The sequence below is a fragment of the Mycobacterium sp. TY815 genome (genome assembly GCF_030755135.1).
GTDB lineage: Bacteria > Actinomycetota > Actinomycetes > Mycobacteriales > Mycobacteriaceae > Mycobacterium.
Map to the genome: position 1 here is coordinate 1,774,732 of NZ_JAUFRX010000001.1, position 20,421 is coordinate 1,795,152.

The 20,421-nt window shown below is 67.1% G+C and carries 17 protein-coding genes; 8 read left to right on the plus strand and 9 right to left on the minus strand.

Features of this window, described 5'->3' with window-relative positions; translation table 11 throughout:
• Nucleotides 1-2 precede the first annotated feature (2 nt).
• Nucleotides 3-1,286 (plus strand): cytochrome P450, encoded by a 1,284-nt coding sequence (locus tag QXK92_RS07220; protein WP_306240997.1) that lies wholly within the window; start codon nucleotides 3-5, stop codon nucleotides 1,284-1,286.
• A 116-nt stretch (nucleotides 1,287-1,402) separates the two neighbouring features.
• On the plus strand, nucleotides 1,403-2,188 hold the full coding sequence (locus tag QXK92_RS07225) for a PIG-L deacetylase family protein (protein ID WP_306240998.1): 786 nt from the start codon (nucleotides 1,403-1,405) through the stop codon (nucleotides 2,186-2,188).
• A gap of 69 nt (nucleotides 2,189-2,257) precedes the next feature.
• On the opposite strand, the gene ppc is transcribed toward QXK92_RS07225, so the two are convergent.
• Nucleotides 2,258-5,065, minus strand: coding sequence for a phosphoenolpyruvate carboxylase (gene ppc, locus QXK92_RS07230; protein WP_306240999.1), 2,808 nt, complete (start codon nucleotides 5,063-5,065; stop codon nucleotides 2,258-2,260).
• Between the two features lie 107 nt (nucleotides 5,066-5,172).
• Here ppc and secG point away from each other — a divergent pair, with 107 nt between their 5' ends.
• Both secG and QXK92_RS07240 read left to right on the plus strand, forming a co-directional pair.
• Complete coding sequence (secG, locus tag QXK92_RS07235; protein WP_065133648.1) at nucleotides 5,173-5,406, plus strand: preprotein translocase subunit SecG; 234 nt, start codon at nucleotides 5,173-5,175, stop codon at nucleotides 5,404-5,406.
• A 7-nt stretch (nucleotides 5,407-5,413) separates the two neighbouring features.
• A complete protein-coding gene (locus tag QXK92_RS07240; RefSeq protein ID WP_306241000.1) occupies nucleotides 5,414-5,842 on the plus strand; it encodes a hypothetical protein in 429 nt (142 codons plus the stop codon).
• A 19-nt stretch (nucleotides 5,843-5,861) separates the two neighbouring features.
• Here QXK92_RS07240 and tpiA read toward each other — a convergent pair whose 3' ends face one another.
• Genes tpiA through gap form a run of 3 tightly spaced genes read right to left on the minus strand, consistent with a single transcriptional unit; the run spans nucleotide 5,862 to nucleotide 8,916 of the window.
• Nucleotides 5,862-6,647, minus strand: a complete 786-nt coding sequence (tpiA, locus tag QXK92_RS07245; RefSeq protein WP_306241002.1) for a triose-phosphate isomerase — start codon at nucleotides 6,645-6,647, stop codon at nucleotides 5,862-5,864.
• The gene (pgk, locus tag QXK92_RS07250) at nucleotides 6,644-7,894 is read right to left on the minus strand and encodes a phosphoglycerate kinase (protein ID WP_306241003.1); all 1,251 of its coding nucleotides are present in this window, start codon (nucleotides 7,892-7,894) and stop codon (nucleotides 6,644-6,646) included. The genes tpiA and pgk overlap by 4 nt, the downstream gene beginning before the upstream one ends.
• 2 nt (nucleotides 7,895-7,896) lie before the next feature.
• Nucleotides 7,897-8,916 (minus strand): type I glyceraldehyde-3-phosphate dehydrogenase, encoded by a 1,020-nt coding sequence (gene gap, locus QXK92_RS07255; RefSeq protein WP_306241004.1) that lies wholly within the window; start codon nucleotides 8,914-8,916, stop codon nucleotides 7,897-7,899.
• Nucleotides 8,917-9,178: 262 nt separating this feature from the next.
• Between gap and QXK92_RS07260 the strand changes: the two genes are divergently transcribed.
• A complete protein-coding gene (locus QXK92_RS07260) occupies nucleotides 9,179-10,039 on the plus strand; it encodes a beta-xylosidase (RefSeq protein ID WP_306241005.1) in 861 nt (286 codons plus the stop codon).
• A gap of 32 nt (nucleotides 10,040-10,071) precedes the next feature.
• Here QXK92_RS07260 and QXK92_RS07265 read toward each other — a convergent pair whose 3' ends face one another.
• From QXK92_RS07265 to QXK92_RS07280, 4 genes are all read right to left on the minus strand, one after another.
• The gene (locus QXK92_RS07265; protein WP_306241006.1) at nucleotides 10,072-11,490 is read right to left on the minus strand and encodes an NAD(P)/FAD-dependent oxidoreductase; all 1,419 of its coding nucleotides are present in this window, start codon (nucleotides 11,488-11,490) and stop codon (nucleotides 10,072-10,074) included.
• Complete coding sequence (locus QXK92_RS07270) at nucleotides 11,487-13,244, minus strand: DUF3556 domain-containing protein (RefSeq protein WP_306241007.1); 1,758 nt, start codon at nucleotides 13,242-13,244, stop codon at nucleotides 11,487-11,489. The genes QXK92_RS07265 and QXK92_RS07270 overlap by 4 nt, the downstream gene beginning before the upstream one ends.
• A 132-nt stretch (nucleotides 13,245-13,376) precedes the next feature.
• Nucleotides 13,377-13,805 carry a hypothetical protein gene (locus tag QXK92_RS07275; protein ID WP_306241008.1) on the minus strand — a complete coding sequence of 143 codons (429 nt, stop codon included), beginning with the start codon at nucleotides 13,803-13,805 and terminating at the stop codon, nucleotides 13,377-13,379.
• 90 nt (nucleotides 13,806-13,895) lie between these two features.
• Nucleotides 13,896-15,158 carry a CdaR family transcriptional regulator gene (locus QXK92_RS07280; protein ID WP_306241009.1) on the minus strand — a complete coding sequence of 421 codons (1,263 nt, stop codon included), beginning with the start codon at nucleotides 15,156-15,158 and terminating at the stop codon, nucleotides 13,896-13,898.
• A 210-nt stretch (nucleotides 15,159-15,368) separates the two neighbouring features.
• On the opposite strand from QXK92_RS07280, the gene QXK92_RS07285 reads away from it, so the two are divergent.
• Genes QXK92_RS07285 through QXK92_RS07295 form a run of 3 tightly spaced genes read left to right on the plus strand, consistent with a single transcriptional unit; the run spans nucleotide 15,369 to nucleotide 19,033 of the window.
• Nucleotides 15,369-16,124, plus strand: coding sequence for a 1-acyl-sn-glycerol-3-phosphate acyltransferase (locus QXK92_RS07285; protein WP_306244249.1), 756 nt, complete (start codon nucleotides 15,369-15,371; stop codon nucleotides 16,122-16,124).
• Between the two features lie 36 nt (nucleotides 16,125-16,160).
• Nucleotides 16,161-17,762, plus strand: coding sequence for an acyl-CoA ligase FadD12 (fadD12, locus tag QXK92_RS07290; RefSeq protein ID WP_306244251.1), 1,602 nt, complete (start codon nucleotides 16,161-16,163; stop codon nucleotides 17,760-17,762).
• Nucleotides 17,762-19,033, plus strand: a complete 1,272-nt coding sequence (locus QXK92_RS07295) for an alpha/beta hydrolase (protein ID WP_306241010.1) — start codon at nucleotides 17,762-17,764, stop codon at nucleotides 19,031-19,033. Before fadD12 ends, QXK92_RS07295 begins: the two co-directional genes overlap by 1 nt.
• Here the strand turns inward: QXK92_RS07295 and QXK92_RS07300 are convergent.
• Nucleotides 19,030-20,412, minus strand: coding sequence for a wax ester/triacylglycerol synthase family O-acyltransferase (locus QXK92_RS07300; protein WP_306241011.1), 1,383 nt, complete (start codon nucleotides 20,410-20,412; stop codon nucleotides 19,030-19,032). The two genes, QXK92_RS07295 and QXK92_RS07300, sit on opposite strands and share 4 nt — an antisense overlap.
• Nucleotides 20,413-20,421 lie beyond the last annotated feature (9 nt).

Consider the following 20,421-nt stretch of genomic DNA (forward strand, 5'->3'; position numbering starts at 1 on the left):
CCGTGACCCGACCGGTTCCCACCCCGCCGCTTGCGGAAGGTACTGGCCTGCCCTGGGATGTGGCCGTCACAGATGCGGTCGCCACCATCGCTGCTGCCCGCGACCGGTACGGCGACACATTCGCGGTCGAGAGCGGCGGCGACCGCTACCTGTTCACCTTCTCCCCCACCGGCGTCGAGTCGTTCTACGCGCTGCCGGAGGAGAAGGCCAGCAAGGGCGTCGCCGATTTCCTGATGTTGCGCCGCAAGCTACCTGATGAGATCTTCGTCGGCCGCCGCACCTTGCCCACCAACCTTTTTCGCCGCGACGACGTCGCCGGCTATCTCGCAAATCTGGACATCGCGCTGCGGCAGACGACCGCCGAACTGGGTTCGGCCGGTTCCGTCGACGTTTTCGACCTCACCCGCCGGCTCGGCCACCGAATGGGCCTCGCCTCCTGGGCGGGCCCCGGATGCTCCGATGGTGCGGCCTTCGAGCGCCTGGTCCATGCCTTCGACACCTTGGACGGCTCCGATGCGTTCGTCCATCCAGACCGGATGGCGGCCGTGGCGGCCTCGGACAAGCGCGCCGAACGGGGGGCGCTGGCCGATGTCACTGCAACGGTGGCCGAGGCGGTGCGGCGTTACCAGGCCGGCGACCACGAGGGCCAGGATCTGTTCGGCAGGATCGTCAGCGCTTGGACGGGTGAGCCCGACCAGGTGCTCGGCATCGCACACGACGTCGCGCTCATACACGTCGCGTCCATGTCCAACCTCGCCGCCGCACTCGGCTGGGCGCTGGTCGACCTGATCGAACACCCCGCGCACCATCCCCGACTTCGCCACGGCGACAACGACTTTGCGCAACGCTGTGCGCTGGAGTCCACGCGGTTGGCACAGCGTTCGATCATGAGCCGAACGGTGCTCGCCCCGGTCGACCTGGACACCGGCGCCATCACCTACCGGGTGCCGCCGGGCTGGACCATCGCCACGCTGTTGCCGCTGCTCAACACCTCCGCGGCGCCCGGGCTGGCCGTGTGGGATCCGGAGAGATGGACCCGTCACCGGCTCACCGACCCCCCTGACCTGCCGTCTCCGATGCTGGTGACGGCATTCGGCCACGGACGGCATTCCTGCCCGGCGCAACCATTTTCACTGTCCGCGATGACGGCTGCGGTGACGCATCTGCTGCGCGAGTACGAGCTGACAGCAGGCTGGACCGCGCATCCACGGCCGGTCCCGGCTCAGATCGGCGGCGTAGCACGGGCCGACGGCCCCTGCCCGATCGAGTACGTCGCCGTTCGATGACCCAAGCACGCCGATCCGCGTAGCCAACACCCCGATAAGATCGCGTCATGCCGGAATTCGCCACCGCACCGCCGTGCCGCCTGCGGCGCCGCCCGATGTCCTGATCCGGAGCTTCGATGCCCACCGTCGTCGCCTTCCACGCCCATCCTGACGATGAGGTCATCCTCACCGGCGGCACCCTGGCCAAGGCGGTTGCTGCCGGTCATCGGGTAATCGTCGTCACCGCCACCGACGGCCGCATCGACAGCGAGCCCGACCCTACCCGGCTGAACGAATTGCATTCGAGCACAGCCATTCTCGGTGTGCAGCGCACGGAGTGCCTAGGCTACGCCGACAGCGGGTACGGTCCCGATTTCTACCCGGACCCACCGGGCCGGGTGCGATTCGCCAGAGCCGATGTCGAAGAGGCCGCACAACGGCTGGCGGAGATACTTCGCACCGAGGACGCCGACCTCTTGCTGGGCTATCAGGCCAACGGCGGATACGGCCACCGCGACCATATACAGGTGCATCATGTCGGCAAGCGGGCCGCTGAACTGGCCCGCACCCCAAGGGTTCTCGAGGCGACCATGCCGCGCGAAGTACTGCGCCGGTTCAACGACCTCTGCAGTCGGCTGCGGCTGCCCCCGCCGTATGACCCCGACGTGCTCGACGATGCCTATGCGCCCGGTGCCACCATCACACACCGGGTCGACGTCCGGAGGTTCGCCCGGCAGAAGCGGGACGCGGTGGCCGCCCATCGGTCCCAACTCGGTACCGGTCTAGGTGCACGTGTTTACCAGTCGCTGCTACGACTGCCACCGCCGTTGCTGGGCGCGGTTTTCCGGCACGAATGGTTTGTCGATCCCGCGGCCACGCACGGGCCGCTGCGCGACAACATCTTTGCGGGCACCAACCCCTGAGCGCGCACATCGTGGTCGAGCGGGCCGGCACAACACTGTGCGGGTCAAGGCGGCAGCGGGAATCGCCCGTTATCCGCTGTTGCGTAACGCGCTGGCGAGTCCGTTCATCGTCAGCAGGATGCCACGCTGCATCAGTTCGTCGTCTTCACCCGAGCGATAGCGGCGCAGCAGCTCCACCTGCAGGTGGTTCAGCGGCTCCAGGTACGGGAACCGGTTGAACACCGAACGCGCGAGCGCTGGGTTGTCGGCCAGCAGGTCCTCCTGGCCGGTGATGCGCTTGTACATCGCGATCGTGCGGTGGTGCTCGTCGACGATCTTGTCGAAGACCCTGCTGCGCAACGATTCGTCGTCGACCAGCTCGGAGTAGCGGGCGGCCAGCCCCAGGTCGCTCTTGGCCATCACCTGCGCCATGTTGGACAGCACGCTGCGGAAGAACGGCCACCGCTCGTACAGCTCGTGCAGCACCGCGAGCCGATCCTCTTCGCTTTCCGGTCCCGCGGTGATCCACTGCTCGAACGCCGAACCGGTGCCGTACCACCCGGGCAGCATCACCCGCGACTGGCTCCATGCCAGCACCCATGGAATGGCGCGCAGGTCCGAGATGGATTCCGTCGGCTTGCGCGACGACGGCCGGCTGCCGATGTTGAGTGACCCGATCTCACTCACCGGGGTGGAGGCCTTGAAGTACTCGACGAAACCCGGTGTGTCGTGCACCAATTCGGCGTAGGCGCGCTGGGCCAAGGTGGCGATCTCCTCGAGCACCCCATAGGCGGGCTCGGCGGCGTCACCGAGTCCTTCGACGTCGAGCAACGTCGACTCCAGGGTCGCGGCCAGCAGGCTCTCCAGGTTGCGCCGGGCCGTCTGCGGCTCGGCATACTTGGCGGCGATCACCTCGCCCTGCTCGGTGAGCCGCAGGGATCCGTTCACCGCGCCCGGCGGCTGGGCCAGGATGGCCTGGTAACTGGGGCCGCCGCCGCGTCCGACGGTGCCGCCGCGACCATGAAAGAGCCGCAGCCGGATGCCGCCCTTGCGGGCGGCTTCCACCAGGGCCAGTTCGGCGCGGTAGACCGCCCAGTTCGCGGCCAGGTAGCCGCCGTCCTTGTTGGAGTCGGAGTACCCCAGCATGACTTCCTGCATGTCGCCGCGGGCGGCCACCATGCCCCGGTAGAGCGGAAGATCCAGCATCGCCTGCAGGATCGACGCCCCGTTGTGCAGGTCGTCGATCGTCTCGAACAGCGGCGAAATGCCGACCGGGCAATACGGGTCGTCTCCCGACGCGTCCAGCAGTCCGGCCTCCTTCATCAGGATGGCCGCTTCGAGCACGTCCGACACCGACCGGCACATCGAGATGACGTAGTTGGGAACCGCTGCGGGACCGTAGGTTTGGACCGCGTGCGTGGCCGCCCCGATGATGTCGAGTTCCTTTCGGGCCAGCTCCGAGAGCTTGGCGCCGGCGCGTACCAGCGGGCGGCGGGTGCTGAGCTCGCCGACCAGCAATTCGACGCGTTCGTTTTCGGGTAGCGCGGCGTAGTCGGGGTGCACACCGGACCAGGCCAGCAGTTCGGCGACCACTTCCTCGTGCACGTCGGAGTTCTGCCGCAGGTCGAGGGCGGACAGGTGAAAACCAAAGACGTGCACGGCTTCCCGCAAGAGGGCCAGCCGGTCGTCGGCCAGCACCGTGCTGCCGTGCGTGCGCAGCGAGGCGTCGATGGTGTCGAGATCCGCCCGCAGCTCGCCGGGTGCGGCATACGCCGGCAGGCCGAGGTCGAGGGTGTGCAGCGGTTGCTCGTCGAGGATGTCGGTCGCGGTGGCGCTCAGCCGGGAACGGATCACCCGCAACGCGCGCCGGTACGGCTCGTCGTCGCGGGCCTTGTCCTGGCAGCCCTCGGCGAGTTCGGCGAGTTCGGGCGTCACCCGGAGCAGCCGCGACGACATCGACAACTCCTGCTCGAGCTGGTCGAGTTCGGCCAGGTAGTGGGCGAGCGCGGTGTAGGCCGCGCTGCCGGTCGCGAGCCGGACCACGTCGGCAGTGACATTGGGATTGCCGTCCCGGTCGCCACCGATCCAGGATCCCGGCTGCAGTATCGGGCCGGACAGCAGATCGGCGTCGGGCCAGCGGGCCCGCAGTGCCTCTCGGACTTCGGCGTTGACCTTGGGCATCACCTCGAAGAACGAGGCGGGGTAATAGCGCAGGCCCGCGGCGATCTCGTCACTGATCTGCAACCGGGACAACCGGATGATCGCGGTCTGCCACAGGGTGAGAATCTGGCGGCGCAGTTCGGTTTCCACACTGCGGCCGCTGTCGGTCTGGGTGTGACCCTCCGCGTGCAACCGCATCAGCTCGGTGATCCGGTGCTGGGTCACGAAGACGGTTCGCCGCCGGGTCTCGGTGGGGTGTGCGGTGATCACCGGAGCGACCAGCGCGCCCCTCAGGGCACCTGCGACGGTCGCCGAATCCAGTTCCGCACGATCGAGTTTCGCGTAGGTGGCGGCCAGACTACTGTCCTGCGGCGGCTCACCGGCGGCGACGTGAATGCTGCGGCGACGCTCGCGGTGGATGTCCTCGGCGACGTTGGCCAGCAGGGCGAAGTGGGTGAACGCGCGGATGACGGGGATGGCCTGGTGGATGTCGATGCCGTCGAACATGCGGGACACCTCGTTGCGGTCGATCTCCGATCGCCGCACCCGAAACGATTCCACCCGCGCTCGTTCGACGAGGTCGAAGACCTCTTCACCGTTCTGCTCGCGCACGGTGTCGCCGAGGATGGCGCCCAGCATCCTGATGTCGGCGCGCATCGGCTCGGTCGCCTCGCGTCCCAACTTGGTGCGATGGACGTCGCCGATCGGGTCCAGGGCGGTGTCGGTCACGTCAACCATGCGTCTAAGTATCAGTGCAGACCGTCGAGTCGGCTATTTGGGCGCGGGTACCGCCCTGCGCCTTGCCGGTCGTGAGCCTTTTGTCCCCGTTCGGTAGGCTGCCCGGTATGGAATTGGCTCTACAGATCACTCTGGTGGTCACCAGCGTGCTGGTGGTGTTGCTGGTGCTGCTGCACCGCGCCAAGGGTGGTGGTCTGTCGACGCTGTTCGGTGGCGGGGTTCAGTCCAGCCTTTCCGGGTCGACGGTCGTGGAGAAGAACCTGGACCGGTTGACGCTGTTCATCGTCGGTATCTGGCTGGTTTCCATCGTGGGCATGGCCCTGCTGATCAAGTACCGCTAGCCGCAGCATGAGCTGGCCCGCCCAGCAGGGACACCCGGCCTGGTCGGCTGAGGGCGTCGTTATCACCACCCAGTACATGCCGCTGTCGTTCATGCTGGCGCTGTTCAAGCCCAAACTTCTGATCGACGGCTACCAGGGGCCGCCGATGTCGTGGGGTCGCAACGTCGTGCCGGTGCGGCCCGGTCAGCACCGGGTCCACGTGCACGTGCCGTACTGGCTGCCGCCTCAGATCGGGCCGGCGGACACCCTGGTCGACATCTACCCGGGGCGATGGGTCGAACTCGAATACAAGGCGCCGGTGTGGGGCTTCAGCCCCGGTTCGCTGGGCACCCCGCCGCAGAGCTACAACGGCGTCGGAATCACCGTGGCAATGCTGGTGATCCTGCTGGCTCTGGCGTTCGTGTTTCCGCTGTTGCTGTTGCTCATCGCGATCTGACGTCGCGATATCGCGCGGTTTACGGCAGCGGTCCCCCGGCGGCGATCGCCGCCAGCGTCGCGAACTGTTCCCCGTCCAAGGACGCACCGCCGACCAGACCGCCGTCGATGTCGTCCTGAGCGACCAGGTCGCCGACGTTCTTGGCGTTCATCGAGCCGCCGTAGAGCACCCGGACGGACTGGGCGATCTGCGGTGAGGCCAGCGCGGCAAGCTCTTTGCGGATCGCCGCGCACACCTCCTGAGCGTCGGCCGAACTGGCCACCCGGCCGGTGCCGATCGCCCAGACCGGTTCGTAGGCGATGACGACCTTGTCGATCTGCTCGGCAGACAATCCGGCCAGGGACCCGCGCAGCTGCTCGACATTGTGCGACACGTGGTTTCCGGCCTCGCGGACCTCGAGATGCTCGCCGACGCAGACGATGGGGGTCAGCTCGTGCTTGAGAGCGGCAGCGGCTTTGGCGGCCACCAGCGCGTCGTCCTCGTGGTGGTAGGTGCGGCGTTCGGAGTGCCCGACCACCACGAAGCTGCATCCCAGCTTCGCCAGGAATGCCCCGCTGATCTCACCCGTGTAGGCGCCGGAGTCGTGCTGCGACAGGTCCTGCGCGCCGTAGGTCAGGCGCAGTTTGTCGCCGTCGACCAGGGTCTGCACGCTGCGCAGGTCGGTGAACGGCGGGATGACCGTGACGTCGACCTTGTCGAAGTACTTGTCCGGCAACGAGAACGCGATCTTCTGCACCAGCGCGATCGCCTCGAAGTGATTGAGGTTCATCTTCCAGTTGCCGGCGATCAACGGCTTGCGGCTCACGAGTCTCCTCCGGTCGGCTGGGGCTCACCGAGCACTTCGATGCCCGGGAGTGATTTGCCCTCAAGGTATTCCAGCGACGCGCCGCCGCCGGTGGATATGTGGGAGAACGCGTCTTCGGGGATCTTCAGGGCGCGGACCGCAGCAGCGGAGTCGCCGCCGCCGACGACGCTGAACGCGCCCTTTCCGGTCGCCTTGACGATGGCCTCGGCAACACCCCGGGTGCCCTCCGCGTAGGCCGGAAACTCGAACACCCCCATCGGCCCGTTCCAGAACACCGTCTTGGCGTTGGACAGCAGGGTGGTGAACCGCTTGACCGATCCCGGGCCGATGTCCAGACCCATCAGGTCATCCGGAATCTCGTTGGCGGACACCGTCTGTGGCGGTGATCCGGCCTCGAACTTCTCGGTCACCACGATGTCGACCGGCAGCCGCAACACGTCGTGGTAGGTCTCCAGCAGATTGCGGCAGGTCTCGACCATCTCTTCTTCCAGCAGCGACTTGCCGACCGAATAGCCTTGGGCGGCAAGGAAGGTGAAGCACATGCCGCCACCGATCACGATGCTGTCGGCTTTGGTCGCCAGCGATTCGATCACGCCCAGCTTGTCCGACACCTTCGACCCGCCCAGCACCACCGCATACGGCCGCTCGGTGGAACTGGTCAACTGCTGCAGCACCTTGATCTCGTCGGCGACGAGGTTGCCCGCATAGTGCGGAAGAAGCGTCGCGACGTCGTACACCGATGCCTGTTTGCGGTGCACCACACCGAAGCCGTCGGAGACGAAAGCTCCCCCGGGCCATACCAATTCGGCGAGCTGCCGGGCCAGGGCGAGGCGTTCTCCGTCGTCCTTGCTGGTCTCACGCTTGTCGAAGCGGATGTTCTCCAGCAGCAGGATGTCGCCGTCGGTGAGTCCTTCGGCGCGCGCCAGCGCGTCGGTGCCGACCACATCTCCGGCCAACTGCACATGCCGGCCCAACTGCTCACCGAGCGCCGCGGCCACCGGCGCCAGCGAGTACTTCGGGTCGGGCCCGTCCTTGGGACGGCCGAGGTGCGCGGTGACGACCACCTTGGCGCCGGCGTCCAGCAGCGCCTTCAACGTCGGCACCGATGCGGTGATCCGTCCGGCGTCGGTGATGTTGCCTTGCCCACCAGCAGAGTCGTCCAGGGGCACGTTCAGGTCCGAACGCACCAGCACCCCGCGGCCCGAAACACCCTCGGCCAGCAGGTCTTTGAGAGTCGGGACGCCCACGGCTAGAGCGACTTGCCGACGAGCTTGACGAGGTCGATGAGGCGGTTGGAGTAGCCCCATTCGTTGTCGTACCAGGAGACGACTTTGGCCTGGTTGTCGATGACCTTGGTCAGCCCGGAGTCGAAGATCGAGCTGTGTGGGTCGGTGACGATGTCGCTGGAGACGATCGGGGCGTCGTAGTACTTCAGGATGCCCTTCATCGGGCCGTCGGCGGCGGCCTTCATCGCGGCGTTGATCTGCTCGGCGGTGCCCGGCTTGGCCAGCTCGGCAGTCAGGTCGGTCACCGAGCCGGTAGGGATCGGCACCCGCAGCGCGTACCCGTCGAGCTTGCCCTTGAGCTCGGGCAACACCAGTCCGATGGCCTTGGCCGCCCCGGTGGAGGTCGGCACGATGTTCAGCGCCGCCGCCCGCGCGCGCCGCAGGTCCTTGTGCGGGCCGTCCTGCAGGTTCTGGTCCTGGGTGTAGGCGTGGATGGTGGTCATCAGGCCCTTGACGATGCCGAACTCGTCGTTGAGGACCTTGGCGATCGGGCCCAGGCAGTTTGTGGTGCACGAGGCGTTGGAGATGATGTTCTGGCTGCCGTCGTACTTGTCGTCATTGACCCCGAGCACGATGGTGATGTCCTCATCGGTGGCCGGGGCAGAGATGATGACTTTCTTGGCACCGGCGTCGAGGTGCCCCTTGGCCTTGGCCGCATTGGTGAACAGGCCGGTGGATTCGACCACCACGTCCACGCCCAGATCACCCCAGGGCAGCGCGGCCGGTCCCTCGCGGACCTCCAGCGCCTTGATCTTGGCCGGACCCACCACGATGGTGTCCTCGCCCTCCAGGCTGACGTCGTAGGGCAGCCGGCCCAGGATCGAGTCGAACTTCAACAGATGCGCCAGGGTGTGGTTGTCGGTGATGTCGTTGACGGCCACCACCTCGATGTCCGCGGTACCTTGCTCCTGCTGAGCCAGTAGGGCCCGGTAGAAGTTGCGTCCGATTCGACCAAAGCCGTTGATGCCAACTCGGACCGTCACGTGTCTCTCCTCTTTCCTTGTGTCCGCTGCTAAGCGCTCGTGGTCAGCCTAGATCAGTGCGGAAATCGTGGCGCGGCCTGACCGGTGACGGCGTTGTCATTTAACGATCGCAACGTGTGACGGGAGTCAAATCATCCCGAACGTCACCATTTGGAAACGGCACGGTGCGGCGCGGTTGGAGTGGTGGATCGGCGTCTAACAATCGAACCGGTCATCACGACCAGACGGATCTGCTGGAGCGCGAATAAAGGAGTTGACGTTGATGACGATCTTCGATCGATTCAACCTCAAAGTGATCGCTGCCGCCGCGGGGGTGTGCGGGGCCGCATTGTCGCTGAGCCCGACTGCGGCGGCCGTGCCGCTGAAGACGGGTGGCCACGCGTGCATCCAGGGAATGTCGGGAACGGCCGGCGCGGTCGAAGGCGCGCCCGCGGGAGCCGCCGGAGCCGGAGCTGCCGGAGCGGGAGGAGCCGCGGCCGGAGCACCGGCGTGCTGCGCCTACGGAGGCCCGGCCGCAGCTGCGGGCGGAGCGCCGGCCGCTGGCGGAGCCGCCGGGGCCGGTGGAGCCCCGGCCGGTGGGCCGGCAGCCCCCGCAGGTGGGCCCGGTGGACCGGCCCCCGCCGCGGGAACCACGCCGGTGGAGAACTGCGGCCCGGCAAGCGCTCCCATCACCGGCATGTCCGGCGTCGGTGCGCCTGTGGTGGTGCCCGGACCGGTGGGCGCAGCAGCCGTACCGGCCGCCGCCCCGGTCGTGGTGCCCGGGCCGATCGCGGCTCCGGTGCCGGTAGGCGCCCCGGTCCCGATCGGCGCACCCGTGCCCGTCGGCGCCCCGGTCCCCGTCGGCGCACCCGTGCCGGTCGGGGCACCCGTGCCGATCGGCGCACCCGTGCCCGTCGGCGCACCCGTCCCCGTCGGCGCACCCGTCCCCATCGGCGCACCCGTGCCCGTCGGGGCCCCGGTCCCCGTCGCCGGACCCGTCCCGGTGGGGGCACCAGTGCCGGCCGGCGTGCCGGTGGCCCCGATCACCACGATGTCCGGGACCGGGAAGGGCGCACCGACCGGACCGGCGCCGGCGGGTGGACCGGTGGCCGGCCAGCCCGTCATGCCCGGTCCGACCGGGTGACTCTTCCCGCAGCTGACGCTGAGGGGGCGGTGTCACGTCGTCTGCAGCCAGCGCAGCGCTGACTCGGCGGCGTGGTAACCGCACAGACCGTGAATGCCGGCTCCCGGCGGCGCCGATTGTGAGCAGAGATACACCCCCGGCACGCCGATCCGGTAGGGATCGACGGCGATCCGCGGCCGGAACAGGATCTGCAGCTTGTCGTTGGAACCGCCGATGATGTCGCCGCCGATGTGGGTGGCGTTGCGGGCCTCCAGTTCGGCCGTGCCGGTGCTCACGGTGGCGACGATGCGGTCGCGGAATCCCGGGGCGAACCGCTCGATCTGGTCCACGACCGCCGCGGTCGCGTCGCCGGTGTAACCGAACGGCACATGCGCGTAGGCGTAGATCGGGTTGATGTTGCCCGCCGATCGCGTCGGGTCGGCCAGATACTGCTGACCGAGCAGCACGAACGGGCGCTCGACCATGGCGCCTTGGGCGCGCCGCCGTTCGGTGTCGGCGACCTCCGCGAAGCTGCCGCCGAGATGCACGGTGCCCGCTTTGGCACAGTCGGGATTGGTCCAGGGGATGTCACCTTCGATGGCGAAGTCGACTTTGAAAGCCGAGGAACCTTCGCGGTACCGGCGATAGGACCGCCTGATCCGGGTGGGCATCGCATCGCCGTAGATCCCCAGCACCTGGGCGGGACTCAGGTCGAGCATGACGATGTCGGCGGTCGGGATGTCGCGACGGCGGGTCACCTTGACACCGGTGGTGACCCGTCCGCCCGCGGCGTCCAGGGCCGCGGCCAGCGCCCGGGTGATCGCGCCGGACCCGCCTTCGGCCACGGGCCAGCCGTACCGGTGCCCACTGGCCAGGATCATCAACCCCAGGGAGGCGGTCAGGGGCCGGTCCAGCCGGGTGTAGGCGTGCGCGGCCGCTCCGCCGTACAGCGCGCGTGCCTGCTCGGTGCGGAAATAGCCGGCCACCGCGGTGGCGGGCAGCAGTGCGCGCGGACCGAACGACGCAAGCCGCAGCGGATGCCGCGGAATATTGATGACCGGCCGCAGCAGGTCCTCGGCCAGGTCGTCGAAACCCTTGGCCAACCCGCCCACGGCAGCCCGCCAGCGTCGGCGGTCGGCACCCAACCCCTTGGCGGTCTTGGCGACCGACTGATACAACACCCCGGCGGAACCGTCGTCGAGCGGATGGGCGCAGTCGGCCTCCGGCCATTTCCAGGTCAATCCGTAGCTGAGCAGGTCGATCTCCTGCCAGAACGGTGATCCGACACCCAGCGGGTGGAAGGCGGAGCAGTGGTCGTGGATGACGCCGGGCACCGTCAGTTCGCCCGACCGCACTCCCCCGCCGATGGTGTCCTGCGCTTCCAGGACGTGCACGTCGATGCCCTGGCGGGCAAGGTGGATCGCCGCGGCCAGACCATTGGGACCGGCGCCGACGATGATCGCCTTCGTCATGAGGTTCCGTGCACGACGGGCTCGGTCGTGACGTGCACCGGAAACCGATCACCCGGCTCGGGCCACGGTTGACGCGTCAGCATGTCGCTAACGTCGACGTAGCCGGACTCGATGACACCGGTCTTGGCGTCGACGATCCGGTACCACTGCTTCTGAATGTGGATCGGCTGACCCTCGAGGACGATGACACGGACGTCGCCGTCCTCGAAGTTGCAGCGCCGCTGCAGCGCCTCCAGGAGTTGCTCATTGTGCAGGTGTCCTTCGCCGAAGTTCCATCCGACCAACGGTCCGGCCACGATTTCGCCGTCCCGCACCCGGTAATCGGCTTCGTTGTCGATTGCCCGGGCCAGCAGGCCGTTGAGCGCGCGTCCGTGGGTATGCATGGCCCGGAACGCCCCCACTTTGTCCGACATCACCTCGGCGGTGGCCGCGCCGTACAGCTTGGTGAGCTGATTGACCACCAGCGCAGAGCTTTTCACCACGTCGGCTTCGATCTTGTCCTCGGCCCCGGCGCGGAAGCACCAGGTACTCGTCGCCCAGTTGCCGGCGTAGTAGCGCATCGACGGCAGGAACGAAATCTTTTCGGGGAACATGTTTCCTACGATGACAATGGCGACCGCGATCGCGATCAGCGCCAGCAACAGCGGCGATCTCAGATCGGTGGCGCGGATCGCGCCGTAATGCCCGAACAGATAGAACAGCGAAAAGATGAAGAACACGTTCCACTCCAACGGCACCCCCATCGGGAGGTTGGACAGGATGTTGAGGTGGAACAGCACCATGAAGCCGATCAGGAACCACCGCCACGGATGGTCGCCGGCGAAGAAGACCAGCACCGTGGGAACGATGAATTCCGCTGTGGTGCCGCCGACATGGGCCATCAGTTTCGGTAACCAGGTGGGTCGCAGGTCGTTGACGTGGTCCCGGTAGAGCAGGTGCTTGACCGGGAGGAACAGCCGGCTGCGCAGTAGCGCGTTGTTGCTCGTCATCACGGCCACGACATAGGGGAAGTGGTGGTTGAGCTTGGACGTCGCCGCGCCCCACCACAGGCACAGCATGATGATCTTGAACGCCGCGACCTGGTCGGTGAACGGGAAGAAGAAGACGAACAGCTTGAGCCAGTAGTGTTCGCCGCGCGCGGCCAGAAATATGGTCTTGTCACGCAAGCCGAGTAGCGCCAGCGCGACGATCGTCGGGATGACCAGGACCGGGTCGATCAGGCCGACGTCACCGGTACCGGTCACCGGGCCGCCGTGTCCGGGCGATATCAGCGCCCACACCGCGCTGGCCAGCACGATGGCATACAACGCAACGTCGACGATGCCGCGGGAATCGCCACGGGTCAAGGGCACCTTGTCAGGCCAGGCCGGCAGGCGAATTGTCTTGGGACGCAACCAGTACAGGACACCGCCGATCGGCGGCATGAAGCGCCCGGTGAGTGGTCCGGACCCGCAACCCAACCCGAGCACCTCGAACAGCAGCGTGAAGACAACGACCTTCTGATACACGATCGGTTGCGTCCACCACTGGGCGATGTGGCTGAGCCCGCCCAGACCAGGAGTCAGCGAGATGATCGCGGCCGGAACCGCCACATACAGGCCGATCTTGATCAGGTAGAGCAGGTAGACCGCATACGGCGTACCGAAGCCGTTCTCCGCCCAGTGCCGGGTGACGACCTGCAGTCGCGTTGCCCGTGGCAGCGTCAGCCAGGTTTCGTGATCGACGTCGGGAAGGTCCGGTGAGATGAATCCCATGGCTGGCCCCATTCCAAGAGCGTTCGTGGCCATTCCAATGTATCGGCACGATAAGGCCCACCCGAAGGCCCATCGGCGAGTTCTCGGAAGCCCGACCCCGTCCCGGTGAAAGCTATTGCCATAAAGGGTGATTCACCGAGACACCGGACCTCCCGCGCCTTCAGGGCCGGACAGCGCCGGCCGGTCACCCGGTCGGACGCGCTGTGCCGCCCCGGAAGCCTGCCGGCGGGAACGCCATCCGCGCGACCCCTCAGCGCGCACGGATGGCTTGCCCGCCGCCACCCCCAGCGGCCGCGGGCGGTCACCACCCGCACACCGTGGCCGCTGCGAAACCTTCGGATCCCTCAGTCGTTCAATCAACTCCAGCAGGAGTTTTCGGTCCTGGCGCTGGATGCCGAGAAACCGCCGCAGATCACGTGCCTGGTCAGGACGGCCCGCTGCCTCGGCGAGGACGATCGCCCTGTGATAGATGTCCATCTGCAAGTTGGTTCTCTTGCAGATCTGGGTGATCAGGCGCAGCACAACATCGGCCTGGCTACTGCTATCGGTGGCCCGGTCCATGTGTGCCTCTTTCGGTTTGGCGCTTGACGTTGGCAAACGCTAACCGGCCGGAGCCGTTGCACGGCTATGCGCCGAAACCGAACTTGACCTTTACTTTTGTGCGCGCAGCACAGCCGGCGACATCCAGCGGCAGACCTCCAGCGCGGTCTGGACCTTGAACACCGCGTCAGGGTCGTCGAAATCCTGACCGCACAGTTCCATTGCCTGGCCAACGCGGTATTGAATAGTGTTGCGGTGCAAGATCATTGCGTCCGCCGTCGCCACATAGCTGCGGTTGCGGACCAGGAATTCGCGCAGTGTGGCACGCAACCATTCGTTGCGCTCGTCGGCGCCGGCCAGGTCGCCCAATACGTCACCGACGAACCGCCGCAGCTCGTCCACGTCGCCGGCCATCAACGCCACCGGGGCGACGTCGTCGTAGAAGACAACGGGCTCGCCGTGACGGTCCCCGCCCGCCAGCACGACCGTCTTCACCAGCTCGGCCTGCTTTATGGACGCCCGGAAACCGCGCAACCCGCTACCGGACCGGCCGCACGCCACCCGGGCACCGATACATGCCGACTCGAACGCGCCGCGCAGGGCCGACAGATCGGGGGTACCCGCGACCGAGAACCACAGCTTGGCCTCCCGCTCGTCGGTGGGCACCAGCAGCGATCGGCCGGCCGCATCCAGCTCGGCGGCCATCAGGCAGCGCACCTCGTCGAAGCGTGCCACGACCTGGTCGATCGGCACCGCGTCGTCCACCCACACCACGGCGGCCACGTGCCGTCCGTCAAGCCCGTAGCGCAGCACCTTTTCGGCACGCTGCACATCGACCGGAGTCCCGGCGAGCACCTCGCTGATCCAGTGCTGCTGCAATCCGCTGCGCCGGCTCAGCCAGCGGTCGTGCTCCTCCTCATAGGCGCGGATCAGCTGGTCAGCGACCAGATCGATCACCCGGGCGGACCGGTTCACCAAGGCGATGATCGTCGGAAGCTGCTGGTGGGGCTCCAGACGCAGCACATACTGCATCGCCACTTCCAGGAACCGCGCGTGCCCGAGCCGATGTGCCCGGACCAACGGCGCCAACGGGATGTCCCGCTGCGCGGAGGCCCGCGCGTAGGCGAGTGCGGCAGCGGGCGCCTCGAGCAGCGCTGTCGGCACATCCCGCTCCAGGTAGTGCACCGCGGCGACGAAGTTCTCGGTCAGGCTCGCGCGCCACAGCTCCATCATCCGCGGGTCGTGTTTGAGCCCTTGAATCTCGCCCTTCATCATGTCGAACAGCTCGGCGGTGAAAGTGTCGCGGATCGCGTCCATCTGTCGGGCGATCACCGAAACGCACCCGGGACCCACCGCATTGCCCGCTTCGGCCACCCTCGGTGTCCCTTCTACAGCCGCGTGAACCTGGAACCCAAGCACACTGTGCACCTTCGGGCGCTTCCACGCGACCGTTTCGGGCACGATGCCGGCACACAATCGCAGAGGTGGTCGCTACGATCTGAGGGACTCGACGGCAAGGGAGCCTCAGTGAGCAACGAGAACGACGACCCGCACAGCGGCGATATCGCGAAGTTCGATCCGGGAATGACCCGACGCATGATCAGCGTCATGCGGCCCGTCCTGAAGACCTATTTCCGGTCGGAGGTGCACGGGCTCGACGGCTTCCCGCCCGGAGGGGCGCTGGTGGTCGCCAATCACTCCGGCGGTCAATTCCCGATGGACGTCCCGATCTTCAGCACCGACTTCTACGACAAGTTCGGCTACGACCGCCCGGTACTGACACTGAGCCACGACATCCTCTTCATGGGTCCGACCGCCGACTTCTTCCGCAAGACGGGCTACATCCGGGCCAACCGGGAGAACGCCGCGGCGGCGCTGCGCTCCGGCGGCGTGGTCGTCGTCTTCCCGGGCGGCGACTACGACGCCTACCGCCCGACCACGGTGGAGAACGTCATCGACTTCAACGGCCGCAAGGGCTACGTCCGCACCGCGATCGAGGCGGGCGTTCCCATCGTGCCGATGGTCGGAATCGGCGGTCAGGAAACCCAGCTGTATCTCACCCGCGGTACCTGGCTGGCGCGCAATCTGGGCATCAAGAAGTTGCTCCGCAGCGATATCCTGCCGCTCTCTTTCGGATTCCCGTTCGGCTTCAGCGCCGCCATCCCGCCCAATCTGCCCCTGCCGGCCAAGATTGTGATGCAGGTGCTCAAACCCATCGACATCGCAGCACAATTCGGCGACGACCCGGACGTCGACCAAGTCGACGAGTATGTGCGGTCGGTGATGCAAGAGGGGCTCAACCAGCTCGCCGCCAAGCGTCGATTCCCGATTGTGGGCTGAGCCATGGCATCTCGTCTTGAAGAGGGCCTCGCAGAGATGCTGGGCGTGTTCTCCACGCTGAGGCGTGCGGGCATGATCGCGCCCATGCGCCCCGACCGCTACCTGCGGGTGGTTGCGGCGATGCGCCGTGAGGGCATCGGTTTCACCTCGGGCTTCGCCGGCGCGGCGCAACGCTGCCCTGATCGCCCCGGCTTCATCGACGAACTCGGCACTCTGACCTGGCGGGAGCTCGACGACCGCGGCGACGCCTTCGCTGCCGCGCTGCAAGCCCAGCCGGGTGGACCTCCCAAGGTGGTCGGCATCATGTGCCGCAATCACCGCGGATTCGTCGATGCACTCCTGGCGGCCAATCGGGTCGGCGCCGACGTCCTGCTGCTCAACACCTCCTTCGCCGGTCCCGCGCTGGCCGAGGTGGTCAGCCGCGAGGGTGTCGACGCGATCGTGTACGACGAGGAGTTCACCCCCACGGTGGATCGGGCACTGGCCGACGCGCCGAACGCGACCCGCATCGTGGCGTGGGCCGACCAGCCGCACGAGCTGACCGTGGAGAAACTCATCACATCGCATGCCGGCCAGCGGCCGCAGCGCACCGGCGGCAAGGGCAAGTTGATTCTGCTCACCTCCGGAACCACCGGAACACCGAAGGGCGCCAAGCATTCCGGCGGCAGCGGAGGGATCAAGACCCTCAAGGGGGTGCTGGACCGCACGCCCTGGCGCGCCGAGGAGCCGATCGTGATCGTGGCGCCGATGTTCCACGCCTGGGGTTTCTCGCAATTGGTGCTCGCCTCGTCGCTGGCCTGCACGGTGGTGACCAGACGCAAGTTCGATCCGGAGGCCACGCTGGCACTGGTCGACAAGTACCGGGCGACCGGTTTGGCGGTGGTGCCGGTGATGTTCGACCGCATCATGGAGTTGCCCGAAGAGGTCCGAAACAAGTACAGCTGCCGGTCGTTGCGTTTCGCCGCGGCATCGGGTTCGCGGATGCGGCCCGACGTCGTCGTTGCTTTCATGGACCAGTTCGGCGACGTGATCTACAACAACTACAACGCCACCGAAGCGGGAATGATCGCGACCGCCACTCCGGCCGACCTGCGCGCGGCCCCCGATACCGCGGGCAAGCCGGCCGACGGAACCGACATCCGGATCCTGGACTCCGATTTCAAGGAAGTGCCCACCGGCGAGGTCGGAACCATCTACGTGCACAACGGCAGTCAGTTCGACGGCTATACGTCCGGCACCACCAAGGATTTTCACGCCGGCTACATGTCGTCGGGTGACGTCGGCTACCTCGACGCGAACGGGCGGCTGTTCGTGGTGGGCCGTGACGACGAGATGATCGTCTCCGGCGGGGAGAACATCTATCCGATCGAAGTGGAGAAGACGCTGGCCGCCCACCCCGAGGTCGCCGAGGCGTCGGTGATCGGCGTGGACGACGAGCAGTACGGCCAGCGGTTGTCGGCGTTCGTGGTGCTCGAGCCGGGTGCCTCGGCGACGGTCGAGACGCTCAAGCAGCATGTCCGGGACAACCTCGCCAACTACAAAGTGCCGCGCGAAATCACGGTGCTCGACGAGCTCCCCCGCGGCAGTACCGGCAAGATCCTGCGCAACGAGCTCAAGGCCCGGGTGAGCGGCTCATGATGCGGCGGCTGTTGCAGCAACTGCGCCGGCCCCGCCCGCTGACCCGGGCGACAGTGGAACTGGTGAATGCGGCCAACGGATTACACCCGATCACCCGCAACCCGTACGCGTCGCCGACGGTGTTCTGGTTCGGCTGGCCCACTTCCGAGGTGCCCGGCCTGTATGCGTCGGTGTCCGCGCTGGACGCGGTGCGCCGGGGCCGCCGGGGTGACTTCGCCGGCCCGAAGGGCAAGCTGGCGCTGGCAATGACGGCGGCGTCCTGGGCGATCCTGGCCGTCATCCGCTATCGCGGAATCACCACTCCGGGACCGATATTGGAAGCCGGGCCGACCGAGCAGCTCGGGTCCGACTACGCCGACCAGCTCAAGGCCCTGCCCACCGAGCCGACCCGGCGGGGGCGGCGCAATCTGCCGCTGCGCACCACCGTGGCACGGCGCCGCTTCGTCGACAAGCAGAACATCGTCTCCTACGGACCGCACGGCCGAGCGAACCTGGCCGACATATGGCGCCGCAGGGATCTGCCGCGGGACGGCAAAGCACCTGTCCTGCTACAGATTCCCGGCGGCGCCTGGATGATCGGGTGGCGCCGTCCACAGGCGTATCCCTTGATGAGTCACCTGGTTTCACGGGGCTGGGTGTGTGTGTCAATGAACTACCGCGTGTCACCCTGGCACACCTGGCCCGCCCACATCGTCGACGTCAAACGCGCGCTGGCCTGGGTCAAGGAGAACATCGCCGCCTACGGGGGTGACCCGAATTTCGTTGTGCTCAGCGGTGGTTCGGCTGGCGGTCACCTGACCGCACTGGCCGCGCTGACCCCCAACGACCCCAAGTTCCAGCCCGGCTTCGAAGACGCCGATACGTCGGTGATGGCGGCCGTGCCGTTCTACGGCCGCTACGACTGGTACTCCACCGAGGCCCCCGGGCGCGCCCAGTTCGTGCAGGTGCTCGAAAGATTGGTGGTCAAGCACAAACTCGACACCCACCGGGAGATCTACGAAGAGGCGTCGCCGTTGCGCTACGTCCACGTGGACGCACCACCGTTTTTCGTGTTGCACGGTACCGACGACTCCCTGATCCCGGTGGCCGAGGCACGGGAGTTCGTCGAAGAGCTGCGATCGGTGTCGAAGGCCCCGGTCGCGTACGCCGAGCTGCCCAACGCGCAGCACGCATTCGACATCTTCGGATCCCCGCGCGCCAACAAAGCCGCCGAGGCGGTCGCGCGGTTCCTGTCCTGGGTGTACGTGACGAACTATTCCAGCGACCGCTAAAGGCCGGCGGCGCGCTCCAGCTCGGCCAGCGCAGGCTCGATGGCATCGGCCATTTCGTCGATGTCGCTGGCAACCTCCGGCGTCGTGACAAATCCGAAGTCCAGGTGCTTCTGGTAGGAGAAGCAGGTGATGTTGAGCGCCACGTCCATCACCGGCGGTCCCAGCGGCACCAGCGAATCGAGCTTGGCCCCGGCCATGTAGAGCGGGATCGGCGGACCGGGCACATTGGACACGACCAGGTTGATCGGAGCCAGGTTGCGCGACAGCCCGGTGGCTGTGTAGGCGCGCGCCGCCAGCTGCAACAGGCCCGGGGGTGTGGTCTCGGTGAGGCCCATGATCTGGTGCGCGGACAGCGCTTTGGCCATCTCCTTGGCGTTCTGCGTGCTCTCGTGAATGGCTTTGAGCCGCTCGGCCGGGTCGTCGATGTCGGTGGCCAGCGATGCGGTCATCGAGCTGATCTGGTTGCCGACGTCCGATTTGCTCTCCTCGGTGCGGGTGGACACCGGAATCTGGGCGATCAGCGGCTTGTAGGGCAGCTCGTCGCGCTTCTGCAGGTATTCGCGCGCCGCACCGGCCACCAGCGCGAGAACCACGTCGTTGAGCTTGACCCCGAAGGCGTCCTTGACCGCCTTGACCCTGTCCAGCTCCACCCGGCACCCCGTGATGCGCCGGTGCGGCGACACCGGTGCGTTGAACCGGGTCTTGGGGGCCTCGAAGTAGCGTGGCGGCCGCGCGCCGACGCCGAGGGCGGCGATCTGCTGGCGCACCGTCTGCTCGAGCAACCGGGCGATACGGAACGGGGTCATGACGCCGACGTTGATCAGTGCGCCGAGCGCACGCCGCTCCAGTCCGGGGATGGTGAAGCCGACAAATCCCACCGTTTCCTTCTGCGGCGGCCGCGGTTCGACAGTGACGTCCAGCAGGATCTCGCCGAGGCCGGCGCCCGAGACGCCGTCGACGATCGCGTGGTGCATCTTGGTCAAGGTGGCGATACGGCCGCCTTCGACGCCTTCGATGACCCACAGTTCCCACAGTGGCCGCGAGCGGTCCAGCTTGTAGGACATCAGTCGGCCGACGAGTTCCTCGAGTTCGCGCCGGCCACCCGGAGCCGGTACACCGATTCGCCGGACGTGGAAGTCGATGTCGAGTTCTTCGTCCTCGACGAACCACGGCCGGTCCAGGCCGAGCGGAGCGCCGGTCACCCGCCAGCGCAACTGAGGTATCTCGGGCAACCGCTCGATGAGCAGTTCACGCAGGCGTTGGAAGCTGTAGTCGGGCGCTTTGCGTGGATCGCAGATCGCCAGGGCACCGACATGCATGTGCCAGCCTGCAGTTTCGGCAGACCAGAACGCCGCGTCAACACTCGAGAGCCGTTTCATCCCACGACC